Origin of the sequence: Mariniflexile maritimum (genome assembly GCF_009746565.1) — a bacterium.
Taxonomy (GTDB): Bacteria; Bacteroidota; Bacteroidia; order Flavobacteriales; family Flavobacteriaceae; genus Mariniflexile; species Mariniflexile maritimum.
In genome coordinates, this window is sequence record NZ_WRPN01000002.1 from 470077 (window position 1) to 483393 (window position 13317).

General features: G+C 38.9%; 10 protein-coding genes. 4 read left to right on the forward strand and 6 right to left on the reverse strand.

What is annotated here, in order from left to right; genetic code table 11:
• The first annotated feature begins 4 nt into the window (after positions 1-4).
• From GQO80_RS04860 to GQO80_RS04875, 4 genes are all read left to right on the forward strand, one after another.
• Positions 5-1516, forward strand: coding sequence for a RagB/SusD family nutrient uptake outer membrane protein (locus GQO80_RS04860; RefSeq protein WP_157207196.1), 1512 nt, complete (start codon positions 5-7; stop codon positions 1514-1516).
• A gap of 24 nt (positions 1517-1540) precedes the next feature.
• Positions 1541-2395: a substrate import-associated zinc metallohydrolase lipoprotein gene (locus tag GQO80_RS04865; protein WP_157207197.1), complete on the forward strand. Its 855-nt coding sequence runs from the start codon at positions 1541-1543 to the stop codon at positions 2393-2395.
• Between the two features lie 5 nt (positions 2396-2400).
• Entirely contained in the window at positions 2401-3798 is a 1398-nt protein-coding gene (locus GQO80_RS04870; protein WP_157207198.1) for a DUF4302 domain-containing protein, read from the forward strand.
• A 208-nt stretch (positions 3799-4006) separates the two neighbouring features.
• A complete protein-coding gene (locus GQO80_RS04875; protein WP_157207199.1) occupies positions 4007-5989 on the forward strand; it encodes a putative porin in 1983 nt (660 codons plus the stop codon).
• A 41-nt stretch (positions 5990-6030) separates the two neighbouring features.
• Here the strand turns inward: GQO80_RS04875 and GQO80_RS04880 are convergent, their stop codons facing one another.
• The 6 genes from GQO80_RS04880 to GQO80_RS04905 all read right to left on the reverse strand — a co-directional run bounded on the left by GQO80_RS04880 (position 6031) and on the right by GQO80_RS04905 (position 13257).
• A complete protein-coding gene (locus GQO80_RS04880; protein WP_157207200.1) occupies positions 6031-7071 on the reverse strand; it encodes an NAD(P)/FAD-dependent oxidoreductase in 1041 nt (346 codons plus the stop codon).
• 134 nt (positions 7072-7205) lie between these two features.
• Positions 7206-8096, reverse strand: a complete 891-nt coding sequence (gene porN / locus GQO80_RS04885) for a type IX secretion system ring subunit PorN/GldN (RefSeq protein ID WP_157207201.1) — start codon at positions 8094-8096, stop codon at positions 7206-7208.
• Between the two features lie 140 nt (positions 8097-8236).
• On the reverse strand, positions 8237-9793 hold the full coding sequence (gene porM / locus GQO80_RS04890; protein ID WP_157207202.1) for a type IX secretion system motor protein PorM/GldM: 1557 nt from the start codon (positions 9791-9793) through the stop codon (positions 8237-8239).
• A gap of 47 nt (positions 9794-9840) precedes the next feature.
• A complete protein-coding gene (gene porL, locus GQO80_RS04895; RefSeq protein WP_157207203.1) occupies positions 9841-10476 on the reverse strand; it encodes a type IX secretion system motor protein PorL/GldL in 636 nt (211 codons plus the stop codon).
• A gap of 93 nt (positions 10477-10569) precedes the next feature.
• Positions 10570-11928: a T9SS ring complex lipoprotein PorK/GldK gene (gene porK / locus GQO80_RS04900; RefSeq protein WP_157207304.1), complete on the reverse strand. Its 1359-nt coding sequence runs from the start codon at positions 11926-11928 to the stop codon at positions 10570-10572.
• 162 nt (positions 11929-12090) lie between these two features.
• Positions 12091-13257 (reverse strand): formimidoylglutamase, encoded by a 1167-nt coding sequence (locus GQO80_RS04905; protein WP_157207204.1) that lies wholly within the window; start codon positions 13255-13257, stop codon positions 12091-12093.
• Positions 13258-13317 lie beyond the last annotated feature (60 nt).

Consider the following 13317-nt stretch of genomic DNA (forward strand, 5'->3'; position numbering starts at 1 on the left):
GAATATGATGAAAAATATAAAATTTAATATAATAAAAGTCTTAGCATTTGTTTTACTGGCATCATCTTGTAACGATGTTTTGGATGAAACGCCCGATAATAGAATTGAAGCCCTGGACACTCCCGAAAAGATAGCCGAATTGCTTGTTGGAGCGTATCCCGATGCCGCTTATGTGCCTTTTTTAGAGCCCATGTCCGATAATGCAGGCGATAAAGGCCCAAGTGCCGATACGGGCATCGATTTTGCGACCACACTTAACAAACGTATGTATTTTTGGGACGATATTAACGATACCGATGATGACACGCCCACAAATTACTGGAACCGAGCCTATAAAGCCATAGCCCAAGCTAACCAAGCTTTGGCATCAATCGAAGCTTTGGGTGGAGGCTCTACCTATAATGCCCTAAAAGGGGAAGCACTTTTATGTCGTGCCTATGCCCATTTTATGCTGGTAAGTATCTTTTCAAAAGCCTACAGTTCTGCAACCGCAAGTACCGATATGGGTATTCCTTATGTAACCAAGCCCGAAACGGTATTGTTGGCAAAATATGAAAGAGGTAACGTAGCGCAAGTATATAGCCAAATTCAAAATGATATTGAAACGGGCATTCCGCTTATAAAGGATGAATATAACGTACCGGCATATCACTTCACAAAAAGAGCAGCTCATGCGTTTGCATCTCGTTTTTATTTGAATAAAGGGGATTGGCAAAAAGTGATCGACCATAGCACCGAAGCCTTGGGGACAAACGCTTTAAATGTTTTGAGAAATTGGACCACTAATTATGCGCCAAAAACCTATTCTGAACAAAATTATTTTTATGCGTCTTCTACCGATGAACCTGCAAATTTATTGTTGGTATCGGCATCCTCACTTTATAATAGGTTTCATTACAGCGCCCGTTATCAAATGAATAGTGCCATAGCCAGTAAATTGTTCTTTGGTGGGAATATCTCAGGTAATGATTGGTCTTTTGGAATTTACGGTTCCTCCGATTTGTATTACAACATCCCAAAATTCCAAGAGTATTTTAAGGTAACCAATCAAGCGGCAGGAACCGGAAATGCATTTGTCACCTATGTGTTATTGTCAACCGATGAAGTCTTGCTTAACCGTGCCGAAGCTTACGCCATGTTAGGGCAATTTGATAAAGCGACAACCGATATCAATTGGTCGTTATCCGTAAAATCGGATAATTACAACCCCGCCACCGATGTCTTGACCGCTTCAGAAATAGCAACCCTATACCAAGGCTTCCCAACAACAACATACACTCCGTTTTACGGTATTCCAGGGGCATCCCTACCTTTTGTTGCTGCTATTTTAGACATTAAGCAAACCATTTTTTATAACGATGGCCTGCGCTGGTTTGATATTAAACGGCATAATGTGGAACTGACCCATACCGATATATTAGGCAACAGTTACAAATTGCCTAAAAATGATAATAGGCGGCAAGTTCAAATACCAGAATCGGCTCAATCGTTTGGTATTCCTCAAAATCCAAGATAATTTTAAAACTTAAATTTTATCAAAATGAAAAAATTAAAATATATACTACTAGCTTCATTGGTCTTGGCGTTTGCTTCGGCATGCGACGATGGTTCCGATAGCGTAGCTGAAAGCCAAATCGATACCAACCCGCCCATTTTAAATGAATTGGATATTTATTTAAGAAGCAATTTTGTAACACCGTACAATATTGAAGTGCTTTACAAATGGGACATTAATGATACCGATATTGACAGGTATTTGCACCCACCCTTTGAATCGAGCGTTAAGCCAGTAGCCAACGCGTTGCAAAAAGCTTGGATTGAACCTTACACCCAAGTTGGCGGGCCTAATTTCATCAAAAAAATTGCGCCTAGGCAGTTTACATTTGTGGGTAGCTTTAATTACAACCCAAACAGTCCTACCATTACCCTGGGTGTGGCCGAGGCCGGTGCAAAAATAACGCTCTTTAATATCGATTATTTGGATTTTTCCAATATCAATAGCATTAAGCAGCCTTTAAAAACGGTTCAGCACGAGTACGCCCATATTTTAAACCAAAACATTCCCATTGATGCAACTTACGGACTTATAAACCCGGAAAATTACACGGCGCAATGGTTTAATAGAAGCGATGAAGAAGCAAGGGAATTAGGCTATATTACCGCCTATGGCTCCAGTCAGGAAAGCGAGGATTTTGTTGAGATGGTTTCAGAAATGCTAACCAATTCAAAACCCGAGTTCGATGCCCTGGTTGAAAGCATCAGCAACCCAGAATCTAAAGCGATAATTAGAATGAAAGAAGCCATGGTGGTCGATTATTACAAAAAGAAATTCAATATTGATCTATATGAGCTTCAAGAACTTGTGGCCATTGCAACCCAAAAACTCGTAAATTAATCTCTATGAAAAATATATATTTAAAATTTGGCCTTATCTGTTTACTGTTTTTTGGTTTGGTATCGTGTAACAACGACACCACCGAAAGCCTTTTTTCAGATTCCCCAGCTGATAGAATTGCACAGAAAAACAGCGAATTGCTTAATTTGCTTTTGAAGGAAAACAATGGCTTCAAAGGGGTGTATTTCCCAAAGAACGATGAGTTTGGCGGGTTTACATTTTATATGAAGTTCAATGCAGATGGTACGGTGAACATGACCTCCGATTTTGATGCTGAAACCGCCATTGAAACCTCCTCTTATGAAGTGCGTTACGGCGCCACCACCGAGTTGGTCTTTACTACCAGAAACCACATTCAAAAAGTGAGCAACCCCGACTTGCCCGGGCTTATAGGAACTGGGTTTAAAGGCACCTCGGTATTCCAATATTTTGGCAATGCAAACGGGGTTATAACATTAAAAGATGTTAGAAATTCTGAAACGGGGCGTTTTGAACTAACGCCTTCTGGCTTGGCAAACTTTAATACCGAAAGTGTACAAAAAGTACAGAGTTCCTTGGCGCAGCGCCAAAATATATTGCCAAAGCCCACGAGTTCCGTTTTTCAGGTTTTAAAAATAAAAAAGGGGAACAAAGAGTCTAATTTCAACTTCAATTATGATGCCTTTAGGCTGTATGCCTCTCCTCGGGTATTGGTAGAAGGCGATGTGCTCTCTATTAAGGAATTTAATTTTGGTATTGCTTTTACGGGCGATGGCTTAATGATAAGTCCGTCGTTAGAGTTCGATGGCGAAAGTTACACCAATTTCACTTACAATGCTGCTACTTCTAGTTATGTTTCAACTGTAAATGGGTCAACAGCCACTATTTTGTTTGATGCTGAACCTGCTTTTATAAGTGAAGATGTAAACGAATTATTGGAATTAGGGCCTACAGGGTTTTTGTACCAACCAGGTTTGGGAAGCAATCCTTTAACCAGTTTGGGGCACGACAATGTTTTAAAGCAAATAACCACCAATTTTCAAACGACGGGTTATGGCACCTGGACAGTGCGCCAATACCAACTCATTATCGATTTTGAAAGCGACAATTGCGATACCTATCTGTACATACAGTTGGTTAGGGCAGCCGATGGTGCACGCTTTAATTCGTTCTTTTGTTTTGAGCGAGGTGTCATCACCAACAGAAAATTGTTCCTTAAATATTCAGGGCCTACTGCGGGTAATTCTGTTATCTTCGAACCTTTGGTAATGCCATTGTTAAACTTTTTCAAAAGTAGCAAAGGCCTTATTTATACCGATGAGGGCAGTTTTTCATCAAGTGCAGCCAGTTATATCAACAGGGCAGGTACCTTTACCAGTTTAGATAATCCTTCCATTAGGGTTTACGGCTTGTGGTTCGGTTAATAGCTCTTAAATAGGTTGTTTTTATCATAAAGAAATCCCTAAATCAGTCTTGGTTTAGGGATTTTTAACGATTACCGCCAAGAAATATAAACTATTGCTTAAATAATTTTTACGTTTTATAGCGTTATCATATTTTGTATTTACCTTTGCAAGGTTAAAAATGGCAATAAATGTTTAGCTGATTAACTTAGTATCGAAACGTATTCTTATGACTTTATATCCGGGTTTAAAAGCAATAAAAAAGTATTTTTTAATTAGAAACCTGCTATGGCTGCTTCTTTTTTTGGCGTCATTTAATACGCTTTTCGCCCAGGATAGACCCGCAAAAACTAACCGATTGGGTAGGGAACTGGGGATTGTTCAGCCCAAAGATTCTACTAGCAAACCGCTTCCAAAAGTGACCGATTATTTAATTATCTCTTATAAAAATGATACGACCTACGTTGATACGACCCTTTCCATAAAAAAGGATTATAAGTTCAATTACTTGCGAAAAGACGATTTTGGTTTGATGCCTTTTTCAAATATGGGGCAAACCTATAATAGCCTCACCTATAATTTTCAAAACACCAATTTGATGCCCGGTTTTGCAGCCCAAGCGAAACATTTTTTCTATATGGAAATTGAGGATATTAACTATTACCGCGTGCCAACACCTTTAACCGAGCTGCTTTTTAGAACGGCGTTTGAGCAAGGGCAAATGGCCGATTCGTTTTTTACCGTAAACACCTCGCCGCAATTCAACTTTTCAATAGCCTACAAAGGCTTGCGCTCGTTGGGTAAATACCAGCATATATTGTCTAGCAGCGGTAATTTTAGGTTCACCGGTAATTATCAAACCAAAAACAAACGGTATAATGCTAAGGGGCATATTGTTACCCAAGATTTGTTAAATCAAGAGAATGGTGGCCTGCGCGATGATTTTATTGATGATTTTGAATCGGGTGCACCCGAATTTCAAGACCGTTCCATACTGGAAGTCAATTTTGAAAATGCCGAAAGCATGTTGAAAGGCAAACGTTTTCATTTAGACCATACCTACCATATTATAAGAAAACGGGATTCGCTCTCAAAAAACAAACTTAGTGTTGGGCATATTATTTCTTTTGAAGATAAGTATTATGAATACAAGCAAACAAGTGCCAATACAGCTTATTTTGGAACCGCAAACGTAACCACATCACTAAAGGACAAAACAACGCTTGAAAACTTCTATAACCAATTTCAATTAAATTACAGCAACAACATTATTGGCGATTTACAATTCAACATCACAACCAACACTTATAATTATGGTTACAATAAAATAGCAATATTAAATGGCAATACCATAACCAACCGCTTAAAAGGTGACGTTTTTTCTGCGGGTGGCCACTATCATAAATATTATAAAGGATTCGAGCTTAATGGCGAATTGGGCATTAATGTGGCAGGCGATTTTGATGGTAATTTCCTGAAAGCGACCGCAAGTTTCAAGTTGAATGACGATATTTCGGCGTCGGCAACATTAAACCACAGTTCCAAAGCACCCAATTACAACGCCCTATTGTATCAAAGCAGTTATGAAAATTATATATGGCAAAATAATTTCAACAACATTAAAACCCAGCAACTCGCATTCAAATTAAAATATAAAAATTGGGTAGGTTTAACCGTCGATCTCAACACCATCAACGATTACGTTTATTTTGCAAAAGATGCAACTTCAAACCAAGTGCAACCGTTTCAAAACAGTCCCACCATTACTTATTTAAGGGCAAAATTAGAAAACGAAATAAAACTCGGCAAGTTCGCACTAAACAACACCATATTATATCAAAACAAACAAGATGCTAACAATGTTTTGAATATTCCAGAGTTAACAACCCGCAACACGCTTTATTTTTCCACGCACTTATTCAAAAAAGCCATGTATTTGCAAACGGGCGTTACCCTAAACTATTTCACTAAGTATTATATGGATGCCTACAACCCCTTGTTGGCAGAGTTTTATGTGCAAACCGATAGGGAGTATGGTAATTTTCCGAGGTTGGACTTCTTTATAAACGCAAAAATTCGCCAAACCAGGTTGTATTTGAAAGCAGAACATTTTAATTCTTCGTTTACAGGCTACAATTATTATGCGGCACCAAACTATCCATACCGCGATTTTACGGTACGTTTCGGCCTTGTTTGGAATTTCTTTTTATAGGCATTTTTTGTGCTGAAAAGCTTAACTTGTTAGCGCATGTTTTAAAATCGTGCAATGTCGATTTCTTGGTCTAAGGGTATTCTTTTTTCAATAAAATCATAAAGTTGCTTTGCTACATAGGGGCCTATCATAACACCGCGGGTTCCCAAACCATTTAATACATAAAGGTTTTTGTGTGCGGGATGCTGGCCAACCAGAGGACGCCTATCTTTAACCGTAGGACGGATGCCCGCCACTTGGTTTACAACCTCGAACTCGCAATGGATTAATTTTTTTAGTTTGCTTAAAAGTTCTTCCTTGGCTTTTTTTGAGGTGGCATTGCTTAAATCTTCCCATTCGTAGGTGGCGCCCACAATGTAAAATTCGGCACCTAACGGAATTAAAAAAGCATTGGCCTTTAGTATGTAGTCAATTTTTAAAAGGGGCGCTTTTATAATGAGCAATTCGCCTTTTGCGGGCACCAAGGGCACTGTTTTGAAGTAAGGATTCTTCGTTACACCAAAACCTTCCGCAAACACTACATGCTTAGCATTTATATGGTCGTATTGGATGCTGCCACCTTCCATTTTTAAGGCTTCATAATTAAATGCCGTTTCCATAAATGAATTCGTTTTCAGCAAATGTTCTTTATAAGCATCCATCAATGTTTTTACATCAATGCGTCCTGTTTTAAGCACTTCACCAAAACCAAAAGGCGCATCAACCGAAGGGTTTTCGTTTTTAATCAATTTTGAAGATAAATAAGTTGAAAGTAAAGGTTTATCGGAAGCGGTAAACCAATCGTTTTGCTCCTCTAGCGATGTGAATTTTCGGTAAACGGGAATTTTATAATCGAGTTTTACGTTTAACTCAACTTCCAATTTCTTATATAAAGATAGTGCTAAATCCAATTGCTCCTGGCATTTCCAAACAGGTGTAAAACGCTTTAAGACCACTGGGTTGTACAATCCGCCGGCAACGGTTGATGATTGTTGCGAGGCATCATCAAACACCACGAACGTTTTTTGGTTTGCTTTTAGCTGTTCGCAAAAACTTATGCCCGCCAACCCAATGCCTACTACTATATAATCAACCTGTTTCATGTTGCAAATATAGAAACATTTTGAGGTTCTTTAGGGTTTCGGTTGCGTTGAAATGGACATTTTGCAGGTATCAAAACCAAAAAAAAACGCCCACATATTGTGAGCGTTCTTTACCTATTATTTAAGAGTTTAAGTTAATATGTCCACATATCTAGTTCAAAATCCCTTATTTTCTCTTTTATTCTTTCAGATTCCAATAATTGCATCAAGGCGTTTTGGGCAATGTATTCTGTAACAGCTCTATCGCCCTGAACGTTTTCTTCTTTATAAATGTACGCCTGAAAACGTCGTGAGTTCAATACGTGGTCGAATGAAAATGGCATGGAACTGTTTTTGTTGTTAAACGATTTGGCTTCGTGCAGCACATTGCGCGCATCAGGGAAAAATATCCAAAACAGTTCAACCAAATCGGGGTTTTCAGCATCTATAAAGTTAACATCCGGAGCAACGGGAGCAATACCTAACAGTCTGTATTTCATTTCCGATTGACGCTTGTCAAAATACCAAAGTCCTTTAATGTGGTATTCTGTAATATCAGCGGCGGTAATGTCCCTTCTGTTAATGTATTCTGGTGATAACTCTTCACCGGCGTTCAATTGTTCTATACCTAGCTCGGTTGTGTCAATTTTAACCAATGCCGATTCAATATCCTTTAAAGTACGTTTTGTTTTAAAATAAGAATCGTCATAAATGTTTTTAATATTACCGTTTTTGATGTTCTTCATAAGCACATCGTACAAACAACGTCTGTCGCTTCCAATATTGTTGGTGTCGATAGGGTAATATAGCGGGAAGTTGGCACGCTCATCCAAGATAATTTTTTCCCAGGTCATTTTTGAAAACAGGATGTCTCTATCGTCAACATATCCGTATTCCAATGGCTTGTCATTATCAATGGCTTTTTGAGCATCTGTGCGTACCCCAATTTCTTCAGGGCTTTTGGCGTTCAGGATATTGGCTTGGGCAAATACACCAGATACTGTGCAAACAGCTGTAACGGTTAATAAAAAACTTTTTAAATTCATGAGCTTATCTTTATTTTTCAATGGTTCCATTTAACATCCATAACGTGTTTTACTGGTTTTTAGTGTACGTTATGGATGTTTCATGTTTTACTGTTGCTTTATAATTATTAGGAAATTGTAACCAATGATGTCCTAATAGTTTAGTTTGTTAGCTCGACAATGATAGGTGATACTTTTTTAAGGATCACGCTAACACCCTCAGCTTTGGCCTCAATATCGAAAATGGTAACGTCTGAGCCTCTTTTGGCTTTAAGCAATGCTGCTTTGGCACTACCATCTAGCTTGTTGCCATTAACGTTAATGGTTGGTTGCCCGGGTACTTTAAATTTGAAACCGGTAACGCGTAATGGCAATTCGAAATCGAAATCATCAAATTTGGCACCAATGGTTGATATTTCAAGGGCATTGCGCTGCATTTGAACCGAACCGTCTTCACCTCTTACAGTACCTGTTGGTTTTGGCAAATCTTTTATTCTGAAGGTTGCTCGGTCGCCAACGGTTAGTCCATCAATTTTACCGGTAACATTTATGGTTACTTCTCTTCCTTGAATTCTGGTGGCATCCATGATGTATTTACTGCCTCCAACTCTGCTTAACCCTTCTGCTGAAGCATTTACGTTGTTATCGGCAATTCCAGCAAATGATATGGTCATTGGGTTTTTTACGCCACGATACACCACGTTCATTTTGTCGGCCGAAATAGTCGCTGAATTTGGTTTTGCTACCGTTGCGAACGATTGGCTAACGGGAACTTCAATTTCTTCACCATCTTGTGCAAAAATTAATTTACCTTCAATTTTATGTTCGCCAACGCTGCCTGCGCCTACTTTTAATTTAACCCTGCCACCTTCAATGGTATATTGGTTTTCGGCAAGTCTTCTGCCATCTAAGGTTAATTCAACCCTGCTAGGTTTTGTGCTTTCATCTGTTCTGCCCAAAACAATTTCACCATCAAATTGCTCACTGTTAAAATAAGCCGATTTACTTGTTTTAAGTATGGTGGTGTAGTTGGTCATGGAAACTTCGCTTGTAAGTGTACCTTGTAGCATGGTTGATAATACTTCCGATTGCGTGGTTTTGATGTCCGATTGGATTTGGGTCATTTTGGTTAAGGAAGCTACCAAAGGAAAGCCCTTGTAGTTATGTTCAAGCCATTGTACGGTACCTGCGCCACGTTTAACAGGGTCGGTACTGAATTTTTCCTGAACATCCTTAATAACGGGCTCCATGCCTTTTTCGCCGGCCAAAATTTTGGCAACGCCATCTCTAAAAGCGGCCATTTGATCCATAAACTCTTGACCAGCAGGCTTTAGTTTGCCTCCTTTAAAGAAATTTTCGTCAAGGTAATCGCCTTTATCCATTACTTCGTAATCGGTAGGGTTATCGAGGCCTTCCACCATTTTGCCTTTTAGGTCTTCTAAATAGGTGTTAAACTTGGCCGCTAAGGCATCTATTTGTTGTGCCTTTGACTTTAAGGGCACATATTTTTCTGGTTGATCGGTCGCTTTTTGCTCTAAATTCGCCATAAAGCTCGTATTACGATCTGAAGCGGCTTCATTAGACTCGGTAAGCTTTTCGTTCATTAATCCGAAGGCTGAAAGCACTTCTTTCGACATATTTAATGCTAGCATTGCTATGAATATTAAATACATCAGATTAATCATTTTCTGTCTGGGTGATAAATTTCCTCCTGCCATGTCTAATTAGGTTTTTGGTTATTGTTAAATTTGGGATAAACCCCTAATTAGTTTTTGTTCATTGCAGATAGCATGCCACCATATACACCATTTAATGAGGATAGGTTTGAAGCTAGCGATTTCATTTGTTCTTTTAACTTGGCGGCGTTTTCAACAGATTCTTCATTGATGCTTGCTTGTTTGCTGATGCTTTCCAATTGTACTTTGTACAAGCTGTTCAACGATTCCATTTGTGCTGCTGCCAGAGATAGCTCTTCGCCATATTTTTTGGATGCTTCAATGGAGTTTGCGCTAGACGACATGTTTTTGGCGGCACCTTCAAAGTTTTTGATACTTTCGCCTAAACTGGCCATGAGTTCACCGTCAATTTTAGCGTCCTTTAATAACTCATCCAATTTTTTTGATAATAATCCTTGAGGATTTTCTTTTTCTTTTTTGCTAGTTTCACCACCAGCCAATTCAGGATATACCAACGACCAATCTAGTTCGTTGTCAACGTCTTCAAATGCTGATATTGCAAATATGATGGCTTCGGTAACAAGACCTAATGTTAACATCAGGTTTCCGTTAATAAATCCGAACTCCATATGGGTAATTTTAAATAGTGCGCCAATAATTACAATTGCTGCTCCTAATCCGTAAGCCATATTCATGAACTTCTTTTTTGCTTTTGACTGTGCCATAATTTTCGATTTTTAAGTTAAGTAAAATACTTAAGTAGGTTAATTAATAGGTTATTTAATTGATTTGATTTGATTAATTTTTAATTGGTTTTATTACTTTTTTCCAGTTACTTGTGTCCCCATATAATCTTGAACTGTTCTAAAACCAATGTAGCTTCTTGCAGAATCTGCATATTCGTAATCTCTTGAGCTTACTTGTAAAAAGTAGGCAACATCTTTCCAAGAACCGCCCCTTACAACTTTTCGTTTGTTGTTTTTGTCGTTAACACTTGGGTTGATTGTTGAAGTAAACTCGTAGGAAGAAGGATCGTAAGATGCATCTACCCATTCGGCTACGTTTCCTGCCATGTTGTATAGGTTGTAGTCGTTTGGCTCGTACGATTTGGCTTCTACGGTATAAAGTGCTTGGTCTGCCGCGTAATCGCCACGTACGGGCTTAAAGTTAGCCATAAAGCAGCCACGGTCGCTTTTGGTATAAGGGCCTCCCCATGGGTAGGTTGCGGCTTGTAGGCCACCTCTTGCGGCATATTCCCATTCTGCTTCCGATGGTAAGCGGAACGTGTTTACCATAGCGGCACCTTTTCTTGATTTTTGATAGCTGTTTTTCTTGATTGTACGCCATTCGCAAAAGGCCTTGGCTTGTTTCCAGGTAACGCCTACTACGGGGTATTCGCTGTATGCATCATGCCAAAAATAATCGTTGTGCATGGGCTCGTTGTAGGAATATGCGAAATCGCGAATCCAAACGGTGGTATCAGGATATATTTCAATTTCTTCTTTTTTAATAACGTCTTTACGTTTGATGCCCCTGTTTCTAGCAGCTTCTTGTATATCCATATAGTTGTACTGAAACTTGAACTTTTTAACATCCCAGGTACGTTGTCCGTTATAGGATTCTTCCAGTTTTAAATACATGGTATCCATTACCTCGGTATAATATTCGTCTGGATATTTCGCCGTATCAAAGATCAATTCAACTTTGTTGTTTATTTTTCGGCCTTCATAACCTGTTGGCCCTAGGCCGGTGTAATTTTCAAACATGTATTTTTCGTAAACGGACATATTTGCAGTGTCGGCGTCTTTAAAGGCGTACTCGCCAATACCGCCATCTTCGGGTACTTTTCCAACCTCGTCTGCCAAAACAGCTAGTCGGTAACGAAGGATAGAATCTCTAACCCAATTAACAAACTCGCGGTATTCGCTATTGGTTATCTCGGTTGCATCCATATAAAAGGCACGAACGGTGGCCGTTTTAGCGGGCGCATCTTGTACCCCTGCCAAATCATCATCAGCCTTACCCATAATAAAGGCGCCCCCAGGAATAAGTTCCATTCCAAACGGCTTTTCAGGATGCCATTTTTTCCCTTTAACACCAACCAGTTCGCCTTTGTCGTTTGAGCCACAACTGGCTAGTAATGCTACTACTGCGGTTAATAATATAAACTTCTTCATATCCATAGAAAACTCGAGGTTAATTATTTAAGCTTCATTTTTTGAGAGCGTAAACATATTTATATATTTTTTAAAAAACAACTTTTTATTAAAAAAATTTACATTTCATCGTAAAAAAATAACATTTTACCGATGAAATGAGCACTTAGCCTGTTTTTACTGTTAAACACAGTTCTTTTGAAAAGCTTTGTACCAGCGGTCTGGCACCATGTTATTACAGGCATCTATATAATCTTGATGCGTGCAAGGTAATAACGTATGCCTTTTTAATTTAGTATTAATTTCTGTTAAAAAAGGTATTTCAATCCACCATCTGCCCGTTTTGGTGCTTTTGTAAAATACCAGTTCATCCGATTCGACCAGCGTTGTGAATTTTTGGTAGCTGCTATCGTCTGTAAAATGGTCGTCTTTTACCCTGTAATTAACACCTTCAATAAAATACCAGAGTACTTGGGAAATGAGCATTGCCGTTATATCATCGTCTTTGGATGGTTTGTATTCGTAAATTCCGAACGAGCTCACTTTGTTGCTAATACCGGCATACCTTGAGATGGCGCAAATTTCTTTGCCATCCAATCCGTTTGGTGAGAATTTTTGGTTTAAGCCAACCTCGGCACCTTTTAGTACGCTTAAATCGAGGGTAACAATATTGGCATCGCGCAGTACGGGTTCAACAATGGTAATGTCTTTTGAAACTTCACCCAAGCGGTACGATTCAAAATACAGGCTTTCCATCAAATCCTTTTCTTCCTGTGAATTGAAATAGGTTTGGTAGCCCACCGTGGCGTAATTAAACAGGTTGTATGGTTGGTCTAAAATGATTTTCCCAATAAAGCTATCGTTTTTGATAGGTTTGGATGAATCGCCCAAATCGAATTTACAATCAATGTTTACAATATTTACCATGGGCATGATGGTATCGTAAGCTCTATAATTTGGATACGTTAAATCTTGGGAGCCGCCCAATATAATAGGTATGATGTTTTTTTTGATTAAAATAGCGATGGTTGTTTTTAGTGCGAAATAGGTGTCTTCAACACTTTCGCCTTTGTTGATATCGCCTAAATCGGCTATAACCGTATTCCAACTTCCGGGATACAGGCCATAAAAAGCCTTTCTTACATCGTTTAATTGAAAGGTTTCCCCGCAATAATTAATGTCGTTTCTGTTTTCAAGAACCCCTAAGATGGCTATGTTTACGCCCTCTAGATCGGGGATGCCTTTTTGTTTTGAGTGAATTTTGATTTTTCTGCCTAAAGCCTGCAGGGAAAGTAGCTCGTTATGGGCCAAAACCACATCGGAAACTGGAGAAAGAAAATTAAAATTCATAGATGGCAAACGGAATTATCAAGATGTTTGGTTTTTATGAGGTTGTTTGGTTATGCATTG